The sequence below is a fragment of the Bifidobacterium thermophilum genome, assembly GCF_037482445.1.
Lineage (GTDB): Bacteria > Actinomycetota > Actinomycetes > Actinomycetales > Bifidobacteriaceae > Bifidobacterium > Bifidobacterium thermophilum_B.
The window spans coordinates 113,555-137,537 of the sequence record NZ_JBBHLY010000002.1 but is presented as its reverse complement, the minus strand read 5'-3'; the positions used below and the strand labels follow the sequence as shown (position 1 = coordinate 137,537).

Sequence of the window (23,983 nt, the reverse complement as noted above, 5' to 3'; positions counted from 1 at the left end):
CAAGAACCGTAACCGCATCCCGCAAGGGTCAATGAAACGTACAACAATACATATCAAGGAACACGCGCATTATCATGCCTGATTTATTCAATGGGAAATTGGTGTTCACCCAGATTCCGCAGCTGTTGCGTTATCTGCCGGTCACATTGGAACTGACGGTCGCGGCAGGCGTCATTGGCCTTCTGCTTGGCTTCGTGATCGCGCTTATCCGTGTCAAGCGTACGCCGGTATTGTACCAGATCAGCACGGTGTATATTTCGGTGCTTCGCGGCACCCCTATCATCGTGCAGCTGTACATCAGCTACTTTGGCATCCCGATTTTCCTCAAGTACCTCAATTATTGGAACGGCACGGACTGGGATATCAACAGTGTGCCGCCGGTCCTGTTCGCGATTCTCGCGCTTGCGTTCAACCAGTCGGCGTTTATGGCGGAGGTCATTCGTGCGGCGATCACCGCGGTCGATCCGGGGCAACTTGAGGCGGCGCGCTCGCTGGGCATGTCTTCGGCTCAGGTCAGGCGGCGGGTCATTCTTCCCCAGGCGGGTGTCATCGCCTTGCCTGGTCTGATGAATTCGCTTATCGGCCTGATCAAGGGCACCTCCTTGGCGTTTGTGTGCGCGGTCGTTGATATGACGGCGGCTGGCCAGATTATGGCGGGCTCGTCATACCGGTACTTTGAGATGTACTGCTCACTGGCAATCATCTACTGGGTGATCACCCTGCTACTGGAGCGGGTTGGTGCCTGGCTCGAACGCCGACTGTCTGTCCCTGAACAGGCACCGGCCTTGCGGCAGGTGGCGCAAACCGAACCCGAACAGGCGCAGCCGGTTCAGACGACGCCGGCGCGTGGCTCGGTGCGCAGACTGCCTGCATTGAACACGCCGGGGATTGCAACCTTGGCAGGAACGGTAGCCAAGGAGGCGGTCGCCCGTGATTAGCATCAGGAATATCAGCAAATCCTTCAATGGGCACAAGGTACTCGACGGGGTCGGCATTGATATCGAGGACGGCGAGGTCGTGGCGTTGATCGGCCCGTCGGGCACGGGAAAATCGACATTTCTGCGTTCCATCAATCTGCTGGAGCACCCCGACACCGGCGAACTTGAAATCGACGGCAAGGCATATGACCTCGCCCACGCGTCAAAGGACGAGACACTTGAGATTCGCCGGTCGACTGCCATGGTGTTCCAGCAGTTCAACCTGTTGCGCAACCGTACCGCATTGCAGAATGTCATGGAGGGGCTGACCGTGGTCAAGCGCCTGCCGAAACAGCAGGCACAAGACAGGGCGTTGCGCGAACTACGCAATGTCGGTCTGGAAGCTTGGGCCGACCATTACCCCCAGCATCTGAGCGGCGGACAGCAGCAGCGTGTTGCGATCGCGCGGGCACTGTCCATGGATCCGCGACTGTTGCTGCTCGATGAGCCGACATCGGCCCTCGATCCCGAGCGCGTGAACGAGGTACAGCGCACGATTGCCGCAGCCGCCGAGGCGGGCAACACCATGCTGCTGGTCTCCCACGAAATGGGTTTCGTGCGCAGCATCGCGAGCCGGGTCATTTTCCTCGAAGGGGGAAAGATCGTGGAACAGGGGACCCCGGAGGAGATTTTCGGCAATCCGCATACCGACCGGTTGCGTGACTTCCTGTCCTCCTTCGAACGATATGGGACGAACCATCCCGGCTCGGGCGCTTCCCAGAACGCTTCTTGGCATGCGCAGGAGGCGCTTCGCGAAGAGCATGAGCGTGAGGGTCTCGCATTGGAGGCGGTGTGAATGACGGTGACTGCGTATGCTGACGCAAGCACGCTACCAGCTGGTCTCAGGGATTGGGATTTGGGCTCCGGACTGCATCTGCGGCTTGCACATCCCGACGAATATGACGAAGTGGGGCGCACGCTGGTGGAGGCGTTCTCCACGAATGGTCCGATGACCAAGGAATACCATCATCGGCTCACCGATATTTCTGGAAGATCGGCGAAAGAGGATATCTGGGTCATCTCCGATGCATCCGGTGAGCTGTATGGTGCATGCACAACAGTCAAGCCCGCATTGAGCAACGAACCGACATTCGAATTCAATACCATGGGTGTGTTGCCAAAAGGGCGCGGCCACGGGTTGGGCAGAGCCTTCGTGGAACACAATATCGCGGTCGCCAAGGCATACGGCTATAGACGGCTGCTCATCCATTCAGGCCCCAATATGCCGTACGCGCATCGCCTGTACCAACGGTGCGGTTTTGTGCGGCACCCCGAGATGGAGACATTGATTGTCGATGGGGGGCAGCGGTTGTTGTTCTTCATTTACGACATCACCGAATAGAACATGATTGGCCGACGGCATCGCTGGATTGTTTCCGGTGATGCCGTCAGTTGTTTCTTACATCATGCGGCGAAAGGACAAGAGATATGACGGATTACGAGTGGGAATCGCATGACAGGGCGACAACACCCGGCGAAAACGCAATCAGTGACGACAACGCGCAGGAGCGACTGGTCCCAGCAGTGACCAGACACGTGCTGCATGCCGAGGATGGGGATTTGCCTTATACCGCTGTCGCAGGCTATCTCGACTTGACCGAGGAGAACATCAGTGGTCCGCTTGCGCAGGAGCCCTCAGTCAAGGCGCGGGTCTTTCTGACCCAGTATCTCGGTGATACTGATACAGATAATCAGGGGAACAATCCCAGACCGGTGATTTTCGTGTTCAACGGAGGACCTGGTACGAGTTCCGCGTGGCTGCATCTGGGATTGTTCGGCCCGCGGATTGTAGACGTATTGCAATCCGACGGTGTCACGCCGTCCGCCCCGCCGTATCGTCTGCGCGACAACCCGCAATCGCCACTTGCATACGCGGACGTGGTAATCATCGATGCGATTTCGACAGGATACTCCCGTGTGGTTGCCGGGGAGGATGCGAACCAGTATCATCACGCGGATGTCGATGTCGAGGCGATGGCCAATATCATCCGTCTGTGGATTACGCGCAACGAGCGTTGGAACTCGCCGTTGTACATTACAGGCGAATCCTACGGCGTGTTGCGGGGCTCACGTGTGGCGGCGAGACTGGCAGTGAGGTACGGGGTGTATCTCAGCGGGCTGATTCTGATCTCCTCGCCAATCACTTTCGGGCGAATGGGATTCGGCCCGGGCCAGTTCCTCGGCGTGCAGGCCTTCTTCCCTACATATGCTGCCGTCGCCCACTATCACGGCGTCCATCCGGAAAAGAGTCTGGGTGAGGTGATCACGGCTGCAGAAGAGTTTGCCGACACCCAGCTGTTATGGGCGCTGAATCAAGGGCATCGCCTTGATACCGCCGAACGTGCACGGATTGTCGCCCGGTACGCCGATTTGACCGGATTGCCGCCGGTCTTGGTCGACCAAGCCGACCTACTGGTGACTCCCGGACAATTTCGCACGGAGTTGCTCCGATCGCGTGGCGTAGTGCTTGGCGAATATGACGCACGGTTCACCGGGTGGAACGAGGACCGACTCGCCCGCGAACCTGAAGCAGATTGCACGGACCAGACCGTTCGTGGCGCATTTGCAGCAGGCATCAACTCATACCTGCGTCAAGAGCTTGAATACAACAACGATTTGAGCTACGAACTGGATACCACGCGGGTGAAACCTTGGCGGATGGATTCTGGTGTGCACCGCAATCCGTTCCATGTCATCGGTGCATTGGGCGAGGCGATGCGGGCGAACCGCACGCTTAGGGTCCTGTATCAGGTCGGACATTACGATTTGTGCACGCCGTTCTATGGCGCGGTCAGTGATGTCGCGCTCCTGCCTATTCCCGAGGAGCTCCGAGACAATATCACGGTGAATGAGTTCGATTCCGGTCACATGATCTATCTCGACGAGACAAGCAGAATAGCCCAGTCACGGCAGATCCACGATTTCGTGACTCGTCCATAGCCTGGACTGCAGGTTGCGTGGCTCCGCATGAACCTAGCCTAGGGGATGCTGCGCCGTGATGCAGATACGCGCGTCATCAACTTTGCTGATAATACGGAATCGTTATATCGACACTGCATAAACGGTGATAGGCGCGACGTTGTGTTCGTGACTGTGGACGCCGATAATCGGAAATCAGGCAACCGGTTCATCGAACCGGATTCCAATCCCCGTACAACATCAACATGAGGAGAAGCATATGGCATTCGATTTTTCGAGTAACGGGCAGTCGCTGTCAGTTGTCGCCGCGGATGCGTGCGGCGTTGCAGCACACCGTGAGCGCGTGTCCCGTCCCGGACATGACGAGCAGGATCGTCCTGTGGAAGAAACGACCGTCGAACAGACGCCGGATGGGGCGTTCCGCCGCCAACGCAACGCGTTCACCGTCCGTTTCGGCTCTGGTCCGGGTCAGGCGCCGGTGCAGGCCGGACGTTACCACATCCTTGGGGCACTGGGTTGTGGGTGGAACCGTCGTCAGCGTATCGTCATTCGACTGCTCGGCCTGTGGGACGCGTTCACCCCTGAAATCGTGTACGGGCGTGACGAGAACGGCTGGAAACTGACTCACACTCCGGGAGGCGTGGCGGATCTGTTCGGTTACGAGCGGCTCAACGATTTCTATCGAGCCACCACCGACCACTTCACCGGCCGCGGTACTTCGCCGACCGTTGTCGATTTGAGTACAGGGAAAGTTGTGACGAACAACTATCACATCCTGAGCAACGATCTGGAGACCGCTTGGGCGCCGTTCCACAAGGAGGGGGCGCCGGACCTGTACCCGCAGGAGCTCCGTCAGGAGATTGACCTGCTCAATCAACAGATTTTCGACGATGTGAACAACGGCACCTACAAGGTGAACTTCGCCACGTCGCAAGGTGCCGCCACCGCCGCTTACACAATTTTCAAAGCTCGCCTCGCCGATTACGATTTCCGTCTGGCTTCCCGTCGTTATCTATTCGGTGGCCGGATCACCGACAGCGACGTACGGCTGTTCCAGACCCTTGAATCCTTCGAAAGCACGTATCGTCCAGGCTTCGTGCGCACTTTCGGCACTGACGAGATCATCCACATCTGGGATTATCCGAACCTGTTCGCCTATGGCAGGGACCTGTTCCAGACGCCTGGATTCATCGATGACGAGGAACTGTATGCTCTCGGCTTCACGCCTGACGAGAACGGCAACTATCGCGCAGCGACCTGGGAGGAGAACGACGGTCCTACACCGCAGACGGTGAAAGATGAGCATAAGGCGCTGTATGAACGTTGGCTGGAACCTGCCGATCGCACGCATCTTGGAGGTTCACCCCTGTATTCCGGCCCGGGCGGCGGCGGCAGCTTCGAACTGTGGCAGTTCGGCGCGTACGACGGGTTCTACCGGGACTGAACCTCACGCTCGACGTAAGGAACAGAAGAGAAGGAAACTGATATGACAGACACGATATCAACGAGGACCGGCCGTAGCCTGGCGTCTGCTTGGCGGGCGGGTGCGGCGGCGGTGTTGGCCGTACTGCTGGCTGCGGGCACGGCTGCATGCAGCGGTACGGGAACCGCGACGAGCAGTACGGCGAACTCCGGAACCAAAGTGCGCACCATCACGGCGGTATCAGCAGGTGCCCCGGCGCCGTTTATCACCAAGGCGTCGGACGGATCATTGGACGGGCAGAACATCGAGCTGACCAAGGCGATTTTCGCTAAACTGCCCCAGTACAAGCTGGTGTGGAAGACCGCGGACTTCTCAGCGATCTACCCGGGACTGGACGCGGGCAGGTACCAGATGGGTGTCAACAATTTCTCCAAGACGGCGAAGAACAAGGACAAGTACCTGTTCAGCGACCCGTTGTACTCGGCGCCATACGTGGCGGTGGTGCGCAAGGACGATTCACTGGAGAAAGTCTCATCCTTCGCCGATCTCGCCGGTAAGCGTATCATCGTGCCGCCTGCCGGGCTGTACAATATCGTGTCCTCCTTGGAGGCTTACAACAAGAAAAACCCGTCGAAGGCATCCAAGATCGTCTACTCGCAAGCCGAGGAAGCCGATGCCATCCGCCAGGTTGAGAACGGCACCGGCGACGTGTACTTCCTTGACGGGCCGAGCTATTACTATCTCGAGGATAAAGCCGGCATCGACGCCAAACGCATCGATATCGGTGAAGCGGTGGAATCAAAGTTCTCCGCAGACAGCCATGCCTACCTGATTTTCTCGAAAGACCAGACGCAGCTGCGCGACGATGTCAACAAGGCGCTCAAGCAGGTCATCAAGGATGGTACTGCCGCCACAATCAGCAAAAAATGGTTCGGCGAGGACTTGACAGGTTCTTCAGGGGACTGAACGGTCCGGGGACGCTCCACAAGACGGCCCGTGCCATCCCGCAAGGTGGTGCGGGCCGTCTTGCGTTTTCGGCGCGGTTTTTCGGTGTTCCTGTCACCGGTTGCAACACGTTCCAACTTTCCCTGATATGCGTTCTGCAGGCGGATTTCCCCGAAAACATGCGTCCCGATAGCCTGCCATAACCACGCCTTGTGAAACAGGGGGCGTTTCATGCGCATCGCGCCAATATCGTGCGGTACATACCAATCATCGAACGGATGCCAACAGGACCCGCAGGGACAATCCACGGCAATCGTGCAAAGAGACATGGAGACAACATGAAGAACAAGGGACTGGTTATCAAGGCTGCCGCATCATTGGCCGCCATCGTATTCGCTGCATCCGGGCTGTCCGCATGCGGCTCGGGTTCGGCGTCGTCATCCACGGCGTCATCCTCGTCGGGCACGAAGACCCGCACAATCGTCGCGGTCACCGGTGGTGGTCCTGCGCCGTTCGTGTTCAAGGATGCCGATGGCAATGTCAGCGGGCAGAACGCCGAACTGACAGAAGCGATTTTCGCCAAGTTGCCCCAATACAAGCTTGAATGGAAGACCGCGGAGTTCAGCGCTCTGTTCACCGGTCTTGACGCAGGCCGGTATCAGTTGGCCGTCAACAATCTGAGCAAAACCGAAGAGCGCGAGCAGAAGTACGAGTTTACCTATCCGATCTACCAGGATCAGTATGTCGCGGTAGTCAGCAAGACGAGCGGTATCAAGACAATCAACACGCTTGACGATCTGGCGGGCAAGAAGGTCCTCGTCTGCGCCTCGGGATGCAATATCTCGCTCGCGTTGAAGAAATATAACGATGCCAACCCGTCCAAGGCATCGAAGCTTGTCTACACGCAGAATGAAGGGCTTGACACCATTCGGCAGACGGAGAACGGCACCGCGGACGTGTACTTCCTTGACAAGGCGACATTCGGCTATCTCAAAAAGAAGGGCGGTCTCGATACCAAGGCATTGACCCTGGGGGAGAAGGCGCAGTCTTCACTGTCCTCGGACAGCTACAGCTATCTTGTCCTGCCCAAGGGCGAGACGAAGTTGCGTGATGACATCAACAAGGCGTTCAAGGAAGTCGTCAAGGACGGGACATCGAAGAAGATCGACGTCAAATGGTTCGGCGCCGACCAGACGCCTGACGCCAGTGTCCTGAAGTGAATAGGCAGACCTTAGCGGCATCGGAACACGAATACAGAACGAAGGAGCAGTACCATGGCACAACAGATTACTTTGGACAGGGCCGTACGCGCGGCCTGCCTGCTGAACAACGCGACCAACGACGGCGATGGAAGCGGCAAGGCGTCCCTGAACCGGGTGAAAGACGAAATCACCGCAGAAGGTGACTTCCGCCGCCAAGGCAATAGGATCTCCCGTCGATTCGGCTACGGCAGAGGGCAGATTCCGGTTATTCCGAACCGGTATCGGGTGATCGGGCTGATCGGATGCGGGTGGAACCGACGTCAGCGCATCGTTCTGCGGCTCACCGGTCTCGACCAGGTGGTGGCGATTGAGTCCGTGCTCGGCAAAACCGATGCCGGGTGGATTCTCGATCCCGAAGGGCTGGGCAAGAAATTCGGCTACACGCACCTCGTGGATTTCTATCGTGCTACTGATCCGGAGTTCTCGGGACGCGCCACTTCGCCCGCCGTCATTGACGAACAGACCGGCAAAGTCGTCACCAATGAGTACCAGACCTTGACGCTGGATTGGGAGACCGTATGGAAACCATACCATAAGCAGGATGCGCCTGACCTGTATCCGGATTTCCTCCGCCCGCAGATCGACCTGCTCAACCAGCAGCTGTTCGATGACATCAACAACGGCACTTATAAGATCATCTTCTCGCCGCGACAGGATGTTGCGCAGGTCGCACTTGACGTGTTCGAGGCCAGACTCTCGGAAATCAACCAGCGTCTCGAAAACCGGAGGTACCTGTTCGGTCCATACCTCACCGACAGCGATGTACGCCTCTTCCAGACGCTCGCTGCCTACGAAGTGACCTACCGTCCACGCGTGGTCAAACGCGTCGGGCACGATGTGCGGCACTTGTGGGACTACCCGCACCTGTGGTCGTATGCCCGGCAGCTGTTCCAGACCCCGGGATTCATTGACGATGAGGAATTGCGCGCCTTGGGATTCCTGCCGTTCGATGACGGTTCCTACGCGTATTCGTTCGGATACACGACCACAACCGACACCACCGAGGACAACGGCCCGGCCGACCGACAGGCCTACTACGAACGTTGGAACGAACCGGCGGACCGGTCCGCACTGACCGGCTCATGGCAATATTCGGGTCCGGGAACCGGCGGTATGGACGCGCTGTGGAGCTTCGGCAACATCTGATTGCCGGCACTGCGATTCCCTGAACTGTATTGCTCTTATCCGAGCGGCAGACACTACGAAAGAAGACACCAATGCCCCTGAGCGACAGCCAACTGCACGAATGGTACCGCTGGTTCCACCAGCATCCGGAACCGTCCTATGCTGAATCGGAAACCACGGCGAAGATTGCCAGCATCCTGCACGACCACGGTGTGACCATCCTCGAGACCGGGCTGCATACCGGGCTGGTAGCGCAGATTCAAGGCACGCGGACGGCCTCCGGCATCACGTCCCCGGACGCGACAGGCCATCATGTGGTCGCGCTGCGTGGGGACATCGACGCGCTGCCCATCCAGGAACAGACCGGATTGCCGTACGCCTCGCTCAACCCGGGGTATCTGCACGGGTGCGGCCATGATTTCAACCTCATGGTCGCCCTCGCCGCGGCACTCGAGTTGCAAGAGAAGCGCGGCGAATTCGCAGGTACGGTGAAAGTGATCTTCCAACCGGCGGAAGAAGTCGCCGCCACCAAGGACACGCCGACGGGTGCGGTCGCCGTCCTACGTACAGGGGTCTTGGATGACGTCGAGGCGTTCTTCGGAACCCACGATTCCAACGCGCTCGAGCCCGGGCAAATCGGTATCAGCACCGGACCGGTCAGCGGTGCTGTCGACAAATTCTCCATCACTATCACTGGACAGGGGTCGCACGCCGCCCATCCTGATGCCGGTCGCAGCCCTATCCGGCCGCTGATAGGCCTGGCCCAAGGGTTGGAAAGCCTCGCGGGCCTCGACCTTGACCCCACCCATCCGCGTGTGGTGAGCATCACCCACATCGAGGCGGGCAGCACGTGGAATGTCATCCCTGACCGGGCATTCATCGAAGGCACCGTGCGCACCGCGTATCCCGAGGACCGGCGCATCCTCCATGACCGGATACAGGCACTGACAGGCGCAGTGGCCGGAGCATGGTCGGTGGATGCCGATTTCCACTGGGACTATGGTTCGCCCGCGGTCGTCAACGATGCTGGCTGGGCGCATGTCGCCGAACAGGCCGCCCGCCAAGCCGGACTTGTGCCACAGTCTTCACCGGTCACGCTTGGGGGAGAGGACTTCTCCTACTATCTCGGCCATGCGCCGGGCGCTTTCCTGCACATCGGCGTAGGCAACGCCGACCGGCCGATGCACGGCCCCACCTTCTACCCGCAACTTGACGCGCTCGCCCCTGCCGGCAGAACACTGGCGACACTCGCGCTGCTTGCGTTGCGCAAACTTGACAGTACCGACGATGCCGGCGACATCGATGATGCCGCAGATTCCGCCAGCGCCGACGACCAAAGCAGTCTGGCGCGGTAACGACGCTCCCCGCCATACCCCCTATCCATCCCCACGTATTCCAAAGGCGATGACCCCAATGACCAACTCTTCCGTTCCCGTTCCCGACCACACTCCGGCAATCGCGGCGCCTTGCACGACTCCTGCCGGTGACACCCCGGATAGGGCGTTCGCCACCACCGCGATCCATGGGGGATACGATACTGCCGGCAATGCCGAAGCATGCAACGTGCCGATTTACGCGACCGCGGCATTCGACATGCACACCGCGGAACACGGCGACGACCTCGCCTCCGGGGCGGTCCAAGGATTCTCATACTCTCGCGTCGCCAACCCGACCACCGCCGTACTGGAACGGCGGCTCGCCGAGCTCGAAGGCGGTGCCGAAGCAGTCGCCGTGGGCTCCGGCATGGCCGCCGTCTCATACGCGCTCCTGTGCGCCGCGGAAGGCGGCGGGCGCATCATCGCCCCCACCAGCCTGTACGGTGCCTCGGTGGACGCGATGCTTTCGTTCTTCCCCCAATTCGGCATCCACACCGATTTCGTCGACGACATCAACGACCTAGACGCCGTCGAAGCGCTGATTACGCCGCAGACCCGTGCCATCTTCGCGGAATCCGTAGCCAACCCCTCAACCGAAGTGGCCAATGTGCCCGCGCTCGCTGCGCTGGCCCACCGTCACGGCGTCGCATTGATTATCGATAACACCGTCCCCACGCCTTACCTGTACCGGCCGATCGAACATGGTGCGGATATCGTTGTCCACTCCACCACCAAAGGCATCACCGGGCATGGCAACGCCATCGGCGGAGTCATCATTGACGCGGGACGATTCGACTGGTCCCGTGGGCGTTACCCGCAGTTCACCGCAACCGAGCAGGTCATCAGCGACGAACGCAACGGTGAATTCCACAGTTTCTGGGACAAATTCGGCTCTCTCGCGTTCATCCGGCGCATCCGCGTGAAATACCTGCGCACGCTCGGGGCAGTACCCAGTCCGTTCAACAGCTACCTGCAGCTGGTCGGACTGGAAACGCTCGCCGCGCGAGAGCGCCAGGAAGTCGCGAGCGCCACCGCCATCGCCCGCCATCTGTCGCAACATCCGCGCATTGAACACGTCAACTATGCCGGTCTGGGCAACACTGCGCAGGCGGCCTTGGTCGCCCGTGATTTTCCTGATGGTGTGGGTACGATTCTGTCGTTCTTGCCGCAAGGTGACGAGAACCGCGTGCTGCGCATCATCGACGCGGTCCGAGTATTCTCCTACGTGCCCAATATCGGGGATTCGCGCTCGCTGATCGTCAATCCTGCGCGCATCACGCACCGCGAAGTGCCCGCGCGGTATCTGCAGGCCGCCGGCGTGGACGACCAGCTGATTCGCCTGTCGATTGGTCTCGAGGATGTCTCCGACCTGATTGCCGACTTGGACCAGGCGATTGAACGGGCGTACCGGGATTGAGCCATATTCGATGAGGGGCAGAACGCCCTATAACCAGTTGTGATAAGCGAGATTTGTGATCGGCGGATGAAACGGGGTTTACTGGTAATCAAGGGATGACAAGCTCAATCCCGCAGACCCCGACATCAAGGAGGTGAACGATGATTAGTTTGCATGATGAAGTCCGTGGCCATCATATGAGCATTGAATGGTCGAATGATGAAATCACGACTGAGACGGTCTACGGCTCCGCCGATCAGATGTTCGAAGTGAACAGGTTGATACCTGCACTGGGCATCTACCAGTTGTGGTGATTCTTCACGGATGCGGGACATCTGGCCGCATGCGGTTATCTGTTGCCGTACTCGTGAGAACTTGTCCATTGCCGGGCAAGCAGGGAATCCAAACCAATTTCACCTTTTACTTAATATTCTATTCTCATCCACACACATCAAGAGGAAACGCATGAAACGTAGATACTGCTGCCGGGGAATCCGCAGATATGTCGCGTCATGCAGCTGTGTGCGAATGCGTGGCCCGCTGGCATAGCGGGCAATTCCCAGTTTTCTATATCAGCTTCGCCGGATGCAGACGAAGTCCTCTTTTCGTACCTTGTTGCGCGGAATTCCACTATCGCGCAGTCGTACGTGCATCAGATGCGTCGTCTTGCACAGCCCTACATAACTGTTGGCATGACATGTATCACAACACAAACCATACCCAAAATCCCGGGATGACAAACCTGTACCTCCCGGATACAGAAAGGAACATCATCATGGCAATCGATCCGACATGGCTGGAGGCGCCGGGCGTGGCATCCGCTGTGGATTATGACCTATACGGTACCATCTACGAGCCGCGGAATGTATCTCCGGCAAGCTCTCTCGTCAATCATGAGCCAACCCTTGAGGAAGCCTATCCGATTCAAGGTCATATCGGTGACCCGGAACATCCCATAGAACCTGGAAGATACCATTTGTACATCTCCTGGGCATGCCCAATCGCCCAGCGGTCGGCAATCACCAGAAAACTCTACGGGCTTGAAAATGTCGTCACCGTCTCCGTGGTTGACCCAATCCGGGATGGCCGTGGTTGGGCATTCCGCAATGTGCCGGATTCGACACTCGACACCGCGGGCAACGGATTCGCGTTCCTACGTGAGGCTTATGACCGGACCGTGGATGGAACATACACGCACCGCATTTCCGTACCAGTGCTTTGGGATAAGCAAACACGCACCATCGTGTCGAACTATTATCCGGTCATACCGCGAGAATTGGCGAAACTTGCTCAATTTGGCGTCACCCCGCATGACAATCTCTACCCCGAGGACCTTCAAGACGACATCAATGATGCCGAAACATGGATCAGCGAAGACATCAATAGTGGTCCATACCGCGCCGGATTCGCCACGACACAAGAGGAATACGAGGAAGCGGAAAACCGTTTCTTCCAATCCGTGGAACGCCTTGACTCGATATTCGCCCGCCAGCGCTTCCTGTTCGGCGACCGGCTGACTGAAGCGGACATCAACCTATGGACCAGCCTGTACCGCTGGTGGGTCGTGTATGAAGTGCATTTCAAGCTCAACCGCCACAACCTGCTGCATTACCGGCATGTCGCACGATTCGTCAAGGAGCTCTACCACAATCCGGCATTCAAATCCACTACGAATACCGATCACATCAAACGGCATTATTACAACACGCAACGACCGGTAAACCCGAACGGCATCGTGCCGGCGGGACCGAGTCTCGACTGGCTGGATGAGTAGGAGGACACCGATGAGCCGACATATCGCCACCACCCATTCGGGGAGCCTTCCACGCGTGGAGGCTTTGGACCGTGCCAACGAAGAACGCGGACGGCTATCCCGGGACGGTATCACACCCGGGGATGCCGCTGATATCGATTACGATCGCATCATCGCTCAATCCGTGGATAGCATCGTCCAGCAGCAGCTCGATTTCGGACTGGACATCATCAATGACGGGGAATACGGGAAATCGGTTGTCAGCAACATCGATGCGCACGCCTGGTTCGGATACATCGAACAGCGCGTCAGTGGATGGCAGGTCTTCGACCATCCGCAATTGCCGGAGGAACAAGCCCCCTCGACCCGCAGTGCATTACGGCTTGGAGCGCACAGTGAGCGGCGCGACCGGATCAGGTTCCATGACGTATACACCGACCCCACATCTGGAGTACGCATCACCAAACAGACGGCGTTCCCGCGCATTACCGGGCCCATCGCCTATACCGGCCAACAGGCAGTGGCAAGGGATATCGCCAATCTCAACGCCGCGCTCGCCAAGCATCCGGGCGTTCAGGGGTTCATCTCATCGATTTCACCGGGAAGCGCCTCACGTATCGACAACTCCTACTATGCCACACAAGAGGAGTTGATATGGGCATGGGCCGATGCGTTGCACGAGGAATACCAGGCGATCGTCGATGCGGGGCTCATCTTGCAGATCGACGACCCATCCTTGGCGGAAAACTGGGATCAGATCAACCCCGAGCCGAGTGTGAGAGACTATCAGGAATTCACGCGCATCCGCATCGGCGCACTGAACCACGCATTGCGCGGTATTCCCGCTGACAGGGTACGTCTACACGTGTGCTGGGGGTCATGGCATGGCCCGCATACCACGGATATCCCACTGCGTGATCTGGTCGGCGTATTGCTCGAAGCCCATGTAGGTGCCTACCTGCTCGAGGCCGGTAACCCACGTCACGAACACGAATGGCAAGTGTGGGAAGAAGTGACGCTTCCTGACGACAAGATTCTCATCCCCGGCGTGGTCGGCCACTGTACCAATGTCGTGGAGCACCCCGAACTCGTCGCCCAGCGCATCGAACGATTCGCGCGGCTGGTAGGCCCTGACCGGGTGGTCGCCGGCACGGACTGCGGACTCGGCGGAAGAGTGCATCCACATATTGCACAGGCCAAGCTCAAGTCGCTTGTCGAAGGGGCACATATCGCTTCACGGCACCTGTTCCAGACTTCGTCAAGTGTGCTTGCGTGACATCCGAAAAAATAACAGCTACTAGGGGAGGAAGATTGATATGGCTATTCGCCGACGAAATAGGATTATCACGGCACTATCCGCTATCATGGCATTCGCGTTCGCTGCCGCGGCGTTATCCGGTTGCGGCGCTGCGGACGCATCGACATCAAATGCCACGGTCAAGGTAGTCAATGTAGCGACATCAGGTGGCCCTGCGCCATATGTGCTCAAGGGCAAGGACGGCGAGCTTGATGGACAGAACATCGAATTGTTGCGTGCGATATTCGCAAAATTGCCTCAGTACAAACTCAACATACAAACAGTTGATTTCTCAGCGATTTTCTCTGGTCTCGATTCCGGTCGTTACGATATGGGAGTCAATAATTTCGCGAAGACCGCCGAGCGAGAGAAAAAGTACACATTCAGTCTTCCGCTCTACAACAAGCAGTATGCGGTAGCGACAACCAGCGGTACCGGAATCACAACGGTCACCGGGCTGGAATCCTTTGCCGGGAAGACGTTGATTCAGTCACCGACCAACAATGTCGGGGTCGCGTTGAAAGCATACAACGACAAGCATGCCGACGCGCAAATCACATTGAAGTTCTCCCAGTCCGACCTGGGGGCGATGCTCAGCGAAGTTGCACAAGGGCGGGCAGACGGGTCGATCAATGATGTACCGGTCAACAATTACTACGCGCACACTCTTGGTTTGAAGCTCAAGCAGATTGTCATCCAGGGGGATAACGAACTGTCCGGCATTTCCCCGAGCTATTTCATTTTCCCGAAGGATGCCGATCGACAACTGGTGTCCGATATCAACAATGCCTTTATCACATTGGTGAAAGACGGCACATCCAAGAAAATCAACAACAAATGGTTCTATACCGATCTCACACCGAAGCTGAGTGAGCTTCAATCCGAGAACAAGCAGTGACCGGGGGCGTATGGCATGATTCATGTGCAGTCGGACATCGGACGGAAACAAGACGATGCCGACGATTCGGCAACCGGCTTGGGCGTGCCGCGTTGGCTATCGCAAGTATGCACCACGGTCGAAGAGGGCGGAGTATTCCCGGTCTGCGATGTCACCGTCAAGACATCGAAACCTCCAATCGACATCGCAGCGGGAATACCGGATCCAACACAACTGGCGTACCGCCAGATACGCCAAGCAATCTCCCAGGTGCTTGGCGATACGTCCCGTGCGTTCCCCGCGCTGTCCTACGGCGATCCACTGGGAGAACGGTCCCTGCGTGAATGGGTCGCCGGATTCAGGAATGTCGACGTTGACAGTGTCATCATTACCAATGGGGCAATGGAAGCGATTTTCCTTTCGGCGATAGCAACCCTTGACCCGGGGGATACGGTTATCGTGGAGCATCGGTCGTTCCCACAAGCGGTACGCATCTTTTCCAGATTGGGTATGCGGCTGCGTAGTGCGCCCCTAACGCCTCGGGGTGTCGACATTGAAGCGCTCAGCCGGCTTCTTGACAGCCAACACATTGACGGAAACAGGATAAAAGCGATATACACCATCCCGAATTTCCAGAACCCGACCGGCGTCAGTGCCACCGCCGACACCAAGCGGAAACTGCTGGAACTGGCCGAACGCCACGGCATCGCGGTCATTGCCGACGATCCCTACCATGATCTGTGGTTTTCTCAGCCTCCTGCGGAGTTCCCAAACGAGTACCGGGGAACCTCGGGAAGCCCATTGCTGGAGATCGGTTCCTTCTCAAAATGGCTGGGGCCTGGGCTACGCGTTGGATGGCTTATCGCCGATCCCGCTGCGGTGAGGAAAATCGCCGGGTACAGGCTTGGTGTTGACGGTGGGCCGACCACGCTGACCCAATACGCATTGTCGCAGGTGTTGCAAGGATCGTGGGGCAATCAATGGCTTGCGGCTGAACGACGGTTCTATGCCGAGAAAGCCAAAGTGTTGTTGGAAGCTTTGCGGTGCCGACTTGGAGAAGATATCGATGCCCTTCCCCCACAAGGTGGTTATTTCTTGTGGGCGCGACTTCCGGAGTGGTTCAATTCCTCTGCGGTAAGTGCCAGACGTGCGCTCGCGATACAGGGCATCAATCCGGTATGGGGAAATGTCTTCACGCCGCCCAGCGAAATAGATGTGGGGCAGCCCGATGATGATGCACGACATTGTATGCGTCTGTCCTTCGCCCATGTGTCCAAGAACAGACTCGAACGGGTCGCTGACCGGCTTCATGATGCATTGGATGACGTCAGACTGTCACATTGATCGGATACATCAATGCCCAATCGCCGATAACACCACAGGAAAGAAGATTGATATGCCATCTATTCAAGTGTCGTCAACCGACATGAAACCGACTATTGACATGATTGACATTCAGCATGTCAGAGAGGCGCTTATATCGCTGTCCAAGGAACTGCCCGATGGTGTGATTGTCGATGACCCGCCGACGATTCGGCATATGTCCGATGGACATAACCGGGACTCGGGAGGCTTGTTGCCTGTGGCGATAATCAGCCCGGAAAACGTCGAGCAGGTGTCGGCGGTTCTCGCGTGGGCCGATCGTTCAAGAATAGCGGTATATACGCGGGGCAGCGGTACGGGAATGGGCCATTTGTCCGATATTACGGAACCAGGTGTATTGCTGCTTACCGATCGGCTGAACCGGATTCTGGAGATTAACGGGAAGGGGCATTATGCGCGAGTCCAAGCGGGAGTGATCAACGCGGATATTACCAAGGCGGCTCGGCCCTATGGCCTGTATTATGCTCCAGATCCGGCAAGCAGCGCATTGTCGACCATCGGCGGGAATGTCGCTACCAATGCCGGGGGATTCAAATGCGCGAAGTACGGTGTGACCCGTGACTCGCTGATGTCTTTGAAAGTGGTTCTTCCGGGCGGAGACATCATCGAAACAGGACGACCGGTGACGAAAAATGTCGCAGGGCTTGACTTGACCTCGTTGATAACCGGCTCCGAAGGCCAGTTAGGTGTCGTTGTCGAAGCCACGGTCCGTTTGCGCCCGATTGTTCATGGCACGGCAAATGCGGTGGTGTTCCTCAAGGATTTGAAGGAATCGGGAGATGCGGTATCGGCGGTTCTGCAAGCGCCGGTACAGCCGACATCATTGGAATTCATGCCGGTTCCGTACATTCAGACATATCCGGATGCGTATGTGCCACTTGTGGGTGACGCTGCATGGATGCTGGTGGCGACCACCGATGGATGGTCAAAGGAACATGACCTTGACGTGATCGCACAGGCGTGGGAACGTCAGGGGCTGACAGTCGTCCGTCCGACTGATGAGGATTTGGAAACGTTTTTTGTACTGCGAAAGACCGGAAAGGCTTGTCCTCATGGGGATGTCTGGTCCGTCGAATCAGACGCTGCGGTGCCATTGGACCGTTTCGCGGATCTGCTGGTATATATCGACAATCTGGCGCGGGATGCCAAAGCCTCATTGTTCTTGCTGGCACACGCCGGCGATGGGAATATCCACTTATCGCTGATGCTGCCTCGAACCGAGAACGATACTGAGCCACCTGTCCGGCTGGCGGCGGCACGTAGCCGTCTCTTGGATACCGTGTTGGCAATGGGCGGTACGATCACGGGCGAGCATGGCATCGGGTTGGAGCTCAAAGACTATCTTCCACGGCAACTGGGGGCGCATAACCTTGAACTTCAGCGGGCCATTCGTCGGGTGTTTGACCCCAACGGCATCCTCAATCCAGGGAAATGGCTTGCCTGATTGCGCATGTCTGGGCATGCAGAAAATTGTTCTTTTGACTGATACGACGAGTCGGCTGAATCGTCCATTGCTGTGTGAGTCAATCCTCACAAACTGGGCGTGAGGAAGGCATGGATGGCTGGTTTCAGCTCGCAACCATGCCGGTGTGTGAGCCAATCCTCACAAACCGGCAGGTAGGCAAGGCAAAATTCCAATCAAGTGATGCTGAATCGCCTGTTGTGTGAGCCAATCCTCACACAACAGACCTGTTAAGCGGGTTGTCTGTCCGCAATGCCCGCCGCCGCGTTATCGCCACTCACCTCACCCTCCCCAACCCCCTCAACCCGCACAATCTGCGGCTCGTCGATATCCAGCCCCCACGCGATATCCCGCACCTGCCGGTAGGTCACGTCGTCGATCGGCACACTGTCGTGGTGCCGGGCGATTGCGGCGCGTTCCTTGTCGCCGGGGAACAGCACGGGATGCCCGTCGCTGGAGGGCAGGGAACGCAGGCGTTTGGCGAGTTGGGAGACCCGCGCGGCGAGCGCATCGCTGCCGCCGTAGGCTTCGGGGGATATGACGAGGATGCTGTGGCTGATGCGCGTGCCGTTCAGGTCGATGGATGCGGGCGCGTCGCCGAGCAGTCCGGTGAGCAGTTCGACCGCGAGCCCCAGGCCGTAACCTTTGTATCCGCCGCCGTTTTCGCCCGGCCCGCCGAGCGGGGTCAGGGCTGCCCGGCGTGGCTTGGAACGGATGCCGTCCATGATGGCGGCCGGATCGAGAGATACGGTTCCGCGCGCGTCAACCGCCCAGTCGGCGTCGATGGGCGTGCCGGTCTTCTCGTGCACCTCGACTTTGCCTAGCGACACTGTGCTGGTCGCCGCGTCGTAATCGAGCTGGTCGTCCCCGTATCCGGCTGCCACGGCGATCGGGTTGCTGCCCAGTGCGGGAACTGCGGTGTGTGTTGGCGCGACGATCGGGTTGGAGTTCGTCGAGACGATGCCGATGAACCCGGAATCGGCGGCTTTGCGCGCGTACTGTCCGGCGGTGCCGAAATGGTTGGAGTTGCGTACGGTGACCAGTCCCACGCCGTGCGATTGCGCCAGTCCGATGGCCAGATTGGTCGCCTCGCGCATGGCGAGCTGCCCCATGGCCGCGTGGGCGTCGATGAGCAGGCTGGCTCCTTTGCTGCGCACGATGCCGGGGCGGGCGTGCGGGTCGATGATCCGATGTCTGATTTTCGCGTCGTACATGGCCATGCGCTGGGTGCCGTGCGAGCTGATCCCCCTCTGGTCGGCGTCGATGAGTGTGCCGGCCAGATACAAGGCGTCGGTCGAGTTGAAGCCTTGCTTGCGGAAAATGGAGGACAGCGTGACCCGCAGGGACGGAACGCTGACCTGGAAGATACGTGGCATGCGGAACCTCCTTGGATGGGACATGCGGCATGCCGGCGTTGCGGCGCGATGGTGCGCGCCGTATCCGGCAGTGCGGTATGGCTGTTTGGGATGTGTTGATTGTCTTTGACCCTAACAATCCGCGCGTTGCCGCGTGGTGGCGTTGCGTTCGCAAAAATCGATAGCCGGCTCTCAGCTTTTGGGAAGCATGTCCTGAAAATGGCTGGATTCCGGTATTCTGCCCGGTTCCTGATACGATGGGTATGGCTGTTCGCGCAAGGATTGCGTGGACTCGGATGAAAGGAATCCCACATGCCGTTTGTTATCGCCCTGGTCGTCATCCTGTTTCTCCTGCTGTGCTCCGCACTGTATGTGGTCCCGCAGCAGCAGGCTTACATCATCGAACGATTCGGCAAGTTCCATAAGGTTCAGTATGCGGGGCTTCGTATCAAGATCCCGTTTGTCGACCGCATCGCCATGAAAACGAATATGCGGGTCAGCCAGCTGAATGTGAAGCTGGAAACCAAGACCTTGGACAACGTGTTCGTCACCGTGGTTGCTTCCACGCAGTTCCGTGTGGCCCCCGAATCCGTCGCCACGGCATACTATGAGCTGCAGGACCCCGCCGGACAGCTGCGCAGCTACATGGAGGACGCCCTGCGTTCCGCGATTCCGGCGCTCACCCTTGATGACGCGTTCGCCCGCAAGGACGATGTCGCCGCTGACGTGCAGAAGACGGTCGGTACGGAAATGAGCCGTTTCGGCTTCACCGTCGTCAAGACCCTTATCACTGCGATCGACCCGAGCCCGCAGGTCAAGAACGCTATGGATTCCATCAACGCCGCCCAGCGCGAGAAGGAAGCCACCCGCCAGCGTGCCGAAGCCCAGCGCATCCAGACGAGACCCAGGCCGCTGCAGAAGCCGAGAAGACCCGTCTGCAGGGCGAGGGCCAGGCGAACTACCGTCGTGAGATCGCCAACGGCATTGTCGACCAGATCAAGAGCCTGCAGGCCGTCGGCATGGATATCGCCGATGTCAACAACGTGGTCCTGTTCAACCAGTATCTCGATGTGATGCGCTCGCTGTCCGAGTCGCGCAACGCGAAGACCGTGGTGCTGCCCGCCTCCACGCCTGGCGGGTATCAGGATCTGTACGAGCAGGTCACCAAGGCCATGCTCACCGCCAGCGAGATCCCGTCCGATGCGGCTGCGGCTGCGTCCACGGCTGCGGCTTCCGCGCGCCCGGCCGGTTCGGCTCCACGCAACTAGTACCGAGCACGGATGTCCGCGCGTCCGCACTGATTCGGGCGTGACACGGATTCCTCATCAGTGGCGGGTTTCAGGTGCCAGATACGTCTGAAACCCGCCACTTGTCATGTGTGCCCACACTACCGCACAGACCCGGTACCTCGCTCACGCCGATCGTGGGCCTGCTGATTGCGCGGTAGCCGATTCCTTGACCGCCGATCGCGGCGGCAAGCCCTCCAGATTGCGTATGACCGTTTCGGATGCTTTGCATCGCAGTGGTCTGCGATGCGTGAAATCAATCAGATGGTGTCGGGAAAGCTCAGCCACATACTTGCGTGCGCTCTGCTTGGACAGCCTGAGATGATTGGCGGCTTCTTCGAGCGATACCGTTGTCCGTGGGCCGAAAAGTTGCTCCTGCATGATCTGGAAGAGAATCGTCGTGGCGTTCCGGGACAGGTTGAACGTGTCTTGCATGGTGCCGCATTGGATTTTCGCCTTCGCCAACTGGTCGAGTTTTATCCCGAGTTCGTCGATCAGCTCCCGCTGTGCCACACCGATCAGTCTGAGTATCGTGAGCACGAAACTTGTCAGTTCCCCGCAGTTCAGCTTGTCTTCGGTCTCAGTGAACGCCTTGTAATACGCCTCTTTGTTCTCGGCGATGATTCGCGACAGTGAAAGCACGGTGGGCAGGGTGAGTACGCGCTTCAGACTGAGCGCCAGCAGATACCGGCCGGTTCTGCCGTTGCCGTCATAGAACGGATGCACGTATTCGAAGAGGAAATGCGCCGCGATGGCCGACACGAGTGCGGGCATGGTATCCGAATCGACGAGATTGATCATTTCGGAGAGCATGACGCTGATGCGGTTCTCTCCGCTGACGCCCGTATGGATGCAGTCGCCGTGCGGCCCCAGAATGCCCACGTCGCGCAGGCGGAAAAGCTCGCCGTCAGGCTTGCTGTCTGCGGGGATTTCGTCCAGCGCGACCTTGTCGTAGATGTCACGGATTGCTTCGAGGGTCTGCGGGAATCTTGCTTGTGTATCCGACAGGCCGAGATACAGTTTCGCGAACTCCATGAATCGTGGCTTCTTCGCGGCGTTGCCATGCCGCTTCGAGACTGTAGCCGTGCCGGTATCGGTCTTCCGGGCGGCGTCGATGGCGGCCTCCACCTCTTTGCGCGTGCTGCGGACGCCCTCCATGGTGTTCGTCGCGAGCAGCTCTTCGGAGATGCCGTGCCGAATGTAATCCCATCGCATCACTCCCGGAATGTCGTGCCACATGCGTGAGATGGTGCGTTCATCGACGAGAATGCGTTCGATGGTAATGCTCATCTGCCGTGGCATGGCGATGAACAGCTCGCCAAGTGGCGTCCTGATGCCCGTCCTGAACGTGGAATCCGCTTCAAGTCTGGAAGTTGCGAGTCGATTGTGATTGATGAAAGCATCATGCGACCGGTCGGCGTGGAAAAGCCGTGCGAGAGTCTTATATTCTCCTGCCATGATGACGCTCCTGATCTATTTTTTGCTTCTTAATTATAGAAAGTATAAAATAGATGCCTGTGGCATGCTGCGTCGTGTTTGGAAAACTTCATTTCCAGCACAATTCAGCGTTCATGGTAACAGCAGCTTGCATACCAATGCTTGGAATTATCATCGGCAATGGTTTCGTTTGCTTCTCAGACCTCGCTTGCCCATACCCATGACCATGCCCATCTCCATGACTGTGCAAGTCATGCCGTCGATTCCCGATATCTAGCCGTGGTACCTTAGCGACCCGTGTCGGCGGGTTGTTGGGACGTTTCCTCAGCAACTCGCCGAATCGGGTCACACCCAAAACGGGCGAAATCGCGATTCGTGATGTTCAGCTCTCCAGGAACGCCGGAATCGCCTCGGCAGCGGCATACCCCGCCCGGTACATGCGTTCGAGCCCTTCGAACTTCTTGGTCAGCGTGGACAGCCCGTACAGGGACTCCGGCGCGATGATCAGCGCCTTGCCCTCCTGCTCGTATCGTTTGGCAAGCGCCACCTCGTCGTTGTAGGTCTGGTACCGGTTGAGCAGCCGGTCGGCGGCGGCCGGATACGTGTGTTCCAGAATGCGCGAGGGCATGATGTCCTTTTTCTGCTCGCGCAGCACGTCTTTGAGCCGGGTGAGGATCACTACGACCTTGTCATACCCGTCGTCGAGCGCTTTCTGCACGGGTACGGGGTCGGCGATTCCGCCGTCATAGTAGGGTACGCCGTCGATCACGTACGGCTCGCAGGCGACCGGCACGGCGGATGACGCCTTCATGATGTCGAAATCATCGTAGTGCACGTCGGATTTGTCGAAATACTTCGGCTGGCCGGTTTCGGCGTTGCAGGCGACCACGGTGAATCCGGTCGGGTTCATCTCGAACGCGTCGAAGTCCACCGGGTATTCGCCGTCATGGTTCGACAGCGTGCCATACACGTAGTCAAGCCCGACAAAACTATGGTTTTTCGCGAAGTTCTGGACACTCGCATACTCTTTGCGGTTGGCGTACTCGGTGTAGAACTTGTGGCTGCGGTAGGGCTGGCGCGCGATGTACCCGACCATGTTGGCGCTTCCGGCGGACACGCCGTAGCAATGGTCGAAGTCGATGTGCATTTCCATGAGCCGGTCCATGACCCCGGCCCCGAAGATCGCCCGATATCCGCCGCCGACATCGATAAGCGCCGTTCTTGCCATTTCGTCTCCCTCACACCTGGTGGTCTCGTTGGGCGCATGAGTGGCATGCGCGCATACTGGCGAGCTTACGAGCCATACGTGGACAACGGAACCAAAAAACAGACAGATAAAGCTGAAATGTCGTACGCGCGTGTATTGGGCGGATTGCAAGGTATCCGCCGCTACCGGCCATGGTGGGATGGCGGCGTCATCCGCCTGTGGTGTGACAGCCCGATCGCACGGCGGGCCAGTAGGCGGGTGATACCTGTCGGGTTGCGTGGTTATCTGGCTGTGGTGCAATCAGGCTGTCGCACGGTGGGCGGTTAGGTGGGTGGTGCTGTCAGGTTGCTTGGGTATCTGCCTGCCGTGTGGCGGCCGGGTCGCATGGCTGGCTGATATGGCGGTGGCGCTGTCGGGTTGCGTGGTTATCTGTTTGTGGTGTGATGGCAGGGTCGCATGATGGGCGGATGTGGTGGTGCTGCTGCTGGGTTGTCTTGGTTATC

19 protein-coding genes and 1 pseudogene are annotated in these 23,983 nt (G+C 58.3%); 17 read left to right on the top strand and 3 right to left on the bottom strand.

The genetic code is table 11. From position 1 onward, the window contains the following. The first annotated feature begins 74 nt into the window (after positions 1–74). From WD012_RS02365 to WD012_RS02290, 16 genes are all read left to right on the top strand, one after another. Positions 75–938, top strand: coding sequence for an amino acid ABC transporter permease (locus WD012_RS02365; protein WP_339562187.1), 864 nt, complete (start codon positions 75–77; stop codon positions 936–938). Next, positions 931–1,773, top strand: a complete 843-nt coding sequence (locus tag WD012_RS02360) for an amino acid ABC transporter ATP-binding protein (protein ID WP_339562186.1) — start codon at positions 931–933, stop codon at positions 1,771–1,773. The genes WD012_RS02365 and WD012_RS02360 overlap by 8 nt, the downstream gene beginning before the upstream one ends. Then, positions 1,774–2,319 carry a GNAT family N-acetyltransferase gene (locus WD012_RS02355; RefSeq protein ID WP_339562185.1) on the top strand — a complete coding sequence of 182 codons (546 nt, stop codon included), beginning with the start codon at positions 1,774–1,776 and terminating at the stop codon, positions 2,317–2,319. It abuts the gene before it with no gap. Positions 2,320–2,405: 86 nt separating this feature from the next. Then, positions 2,406–3,917, top strand: a complete 1,512-nt coding sequence (locus WD012_RS02350; protein WP_339562184.1) for a S10 family peptidase — start codon at positions 2,406–2,408, stop codon at positions 3,915–3,917. A gap of 238 nt (positions 3,918–4,155) precedes the next feature. Beyond that, positions 4,156–5,340 carry a glutathione S-transferase family protein gene (locus tag WD012_RS02345; RefSeq protein ID WP_339562183.1) on the top strand — a complete coding sequence of 395 codons (1,185 nt, stop codon included), beginning with the start codon at positions 4,156–4,158 and terminating at the stop codon, positions 5,338–5,340. 42 nt (positions 5,341–5,382) lie between these two features. Continuing rightward, on the top strand, positions 5,383–6,285 hold the full coding sequence (locus WD012_RS02340) for a transporter substrate-binding domain-containing protein (RefSeq protein WP_339562182.1): 903 nt from the start codon (positions 5,383–5,385) through the stop codon (positions 6,283–6,285). A gap of 317 nt (positions 6,286–6,602) precedes the next feature. Further along, on the top strand, positions 6,603–7,484 hold the full coding sequence (locus WD012_RS02335; RefSeq protein WP_339562181.1) for a transporter substrate-binding domain-containing protein: 882 nt from the start codon (positions 6,603–6,605) through the stop codon (positions 7,482–7,484). Between the two features lie 54 nt (positions 7,485–7,538). Next, positions 7,539–8,672, top strand: coding sequence for a glutathione S-transferase family protein (locus tag WD012_RS02330; RefSeq protein ID WP_339562180.1), 1,134 nt, complete (start codon positions 7,539–7,541; stop codon positions 8,670–8,672). Positions 8,673–8,743: 71 nt separating this feature from the next. Continuing rightward, positions 8,744–10,006, top strand: coding sequence for an amidohydrolase (locus WD012_RS02325; protein ID WP_339562179.1), 1,263 nt, complete (start codon positions 8,744–8,746; stop codon positions 10,004–10,006). Between the two features lie 58 nt (positions 10,007–10,064). Continuing rightward, positions 10,065–11,444: an O-acetylhomoserine aminocarboxypropyltransferase/cysteine synthase family protein gene (locus WD012_RS02320; RefSeq protein ID WP_339562178.1), complete on the top strand. Its 1,380-nt coding sequence runs from the start codon at positions 10,065–10,067 to the stop codon at positions 11,442–11,444. Positions 11,445–11,584: 140 nt separating this feature from the next. Next, positions 11,585–11,737: a hypothetical protein gene (locus tag WD012_RS02315; protein WP_339562177.1), complete on the top strand. Its 153-nt coding sequence runs from the start codon at positions 11,585–11,587 to the stop codon at positions 11,735–11,737. 461 nt (positions 11,738–12,198) lie between these two features. Continuing rightward, positions 12,199–13,197 (top strand): glutathione S-transferase C-terminal domain-containing protein, encoded by a 999-nt coding sequence (locus tag WD012_RS02310; protein ID WP_339562176.1) that lies wholly within the window; start codon positions 12,199–12,201, stop codon positions 13,195–13,197. A gap of 10 nt (positions 13,198–13,207) precedes the next feature. Beyond that, on the top strand, positions 13,208–14,452 hold the full coding sequence (locus tag WD012_RS02305; protein WP_339562175.1) for a cobalamin-independent methionine synthase II family protein: 1,245 nt from the start codon (positions 13,208–13,210) through the stop codon (positions 14,450–14,452). Between the two features lie 88 nt (positions 14,453–14,540). Continuing rightward, positions 14,541–15,371 carry a transporter substrate-binding domain-containing protein gene (locus WD012_RS02300; RefSeq protein ID WP_339562174.1) on the top strand — a complete coding sequence of 277 codons (831 nt, stop codon included), beginning with the start codon at positions 14,541–14,543 and terminating at the stop codon, positions 15,369–15,371. A gap of 15 nt (positions 15,372–15,386) precedes the next feature. Continuing rightward, positions 15,387–16,694, top strand: coding sequence for an aminotransferase-like domain-containing protein (locus tag WD012_RS02295; protein WP_339562173.1), 1,308 nt, complete (start codon positions 15,387–15,389; stop codon positions 16,692–16,694). A 52-nt stretch (positions 16,695–16,746) separates the two neighbouring features. Further along, a complete protein-coding gene (locus WD012_RS02290) occupies positions 16,747–18,177 on the top strand; it encodes an FAD-binding oxidoreductase (protein WP_339562172.1) in 1,431 nt (476 codons plus the stop codon). 248 nt (positions 18,178–18,425) lie between these two features. Here WD012_RS02290 and WD012_RS02285 read toward each other — a convergent pair whose 3' ends face one another. Beyond that, positions 18,426–19,571, bottom strand: coding sequence for an Ldh family oxidoreductase (locus WD012_RS02285; RefSeq protein WP_339562171.1), 1,146 nt, complete (start codon positions 19,569–19,571; stop codon positions 18,426–18,428). 291 nt (positions 19,572–19,862) lie between these two features. Here WD012_RS02285 and WD012_RS02280 point away from each other — a divergent pair. Then, positions 19,863–20,818: pseudogene (locus WD012_RS02280) on the top strand (SPFH domain-containing protein). Between the two features lie 144 nt (positions 20,819–20,962). Here WD012_RS02280 and WD012_RS02275 read toward each other — a convergent pair. Both WD012_RS02275 and WD012_RS02270 read right to left on the bottom strand, forming a co-directional pair. After that, positions 20,963–22,294, bottom strand: coding sequence for a Fic family protein (locus WD012_RS02275; protein ID WP_339562170.1), 1,332 nt, complete (start codon positions 22,292–22,294; stop codon positions 20,963–20,965). 361 nt (positions 22,295–22,655) lie between these two features. Next, entirely contained in the window at positions 22,656–23,501 is an 846-nt protein-coding gene (locus WD012_RS02270) for a patatin-like phospholipase family protein (RefSeq protein WP_339562169.1), read from the bottom strand. Between the last annotated feature and the right edge of the window lie 482 nt (positions 23,502–23,983).

Bases quoted from the DNA above. Each gene is read 5' to 3' on its own strand.
- WD012_RS02365 (WP_339562187.1), top strand. From the start codon at position 75: ATGCCTGATTTATTCAATGGGAAATTGGTGTTCACCCAGATTCCGCAG.
- WD012_RS02355 (WP_339562185.1), top strand. From the start codon at position 1,774: ATGACGGTGACTGCGTATGCTGACGCAAGCACGCTACCAGCTGGTCTC.
- WD012_RS02350 (WP_339562184.1), top strand. From the start codon at position 2,406: ATGACGGATTACGAGTGGGAATCGCATGACAGGGCGACAACACCCGGC.
- WD012_RS02345 (WP_339562183.1), top strand. From the start codon at position 4,156: ATGGCATTCGATTTTTCGAGTAACGGGCAGTCGCTGTCAGTTGTCGCC.
- WD012_RS02340 (WP_339562182.1), top strand. From the start codon at position 5,383: ATGACAGACACGATATCAACGAGGACCGGCCGTAGCCTGGCGTCTGCT.
- WD012_RS02335 (WP_339562181.1), top strand. From the start codon at position 6,603: ATGAAGAACAAGGGACTGGTTATCAAGGCTGCCGCATCATTGGCCGCC.
- WD012_RS02330 (WP_339562180.1), top strand. From the start codon at position 7,539: ATGGCACAACAGATTACTTTGGACAGGGCCGTACGCGCGGCCTGCCTG.
- WD012_RS02325 (WP_339562179.1), top strand. From the start codon at position 8,744: ATGCCCCTGAGCGACAGCCAACTGCACGAATGGTACCGCTGGTTCCAC.
- WD012_RS02320 (WP_339562178.1), top strand. From the start codon at position 10,065: ATGACCAACTCTTCCGTTCCCGTTCCCGACCACACTCCGGCAATCGCG.
- WD012_RS02315 (WP_339562177.1), top strand. From the start codon at position 11,585: ATGATTAGTTTGCATGATGAAGTCCGTGGCCATCATATGAGCATTGAA.
- WD012_RS02310 (WP_339562176.1), top strand. From the start codon at position 12,199: ATGGCAATCGATCCGACATGGCTGGAGGCGCCGGGCGTGGCATCCGCT.
- WD012_RS02305 (WP_339562175.1), top strand. From the start codon at position 13,208: ATGAGCCGACATATCGCCACCACCCATTCGGGGAGCCTTCCACGCGTG.
- WD012_RS02300 (WP_339562174.1), top strand. From the start codon at position 14,541: ATGGCATTCGCGTTCGCTGCCGCGGCGTTATCCGGTTGCGGCGCTGCG.
- WD012_RS02295 (WP_339562173.1), top strand. From the start codon at position 15,387: ATGATTCATGTGCAGTCGGACATCGGACGGAAACAAGACGATGCCGAC.
- WD012_RS02290 (WP_339562172.1), top strand. From the start codon at position 16,747: ATGCCATCTATTCAAGTGTCGTCAACCGACATGAAACCGACTATTGAC.
- WD012_RS02285 (WP_339562171.1), bottom strand. From the start codon at position 19,571: ATGCCACGTATCTTCCAGGTCAGCGTTCCGTCCCTGCGGGTCACGCTG.
- WD012_RS02275 (WP_339562170.1), bottom strand. From the start codon at position 22,294: ATGGCAGGAGAATATAAGACTCTCGCACGGCTTTTCCACGCCGACCGG.
- WD012_RS02270 (WP_339562169.1), bottom strand. From the start codon at position 23,501: ATGGCAAGAACGGCGCTTATCGATGTCGGCGGCGGATATCGGGCGATC.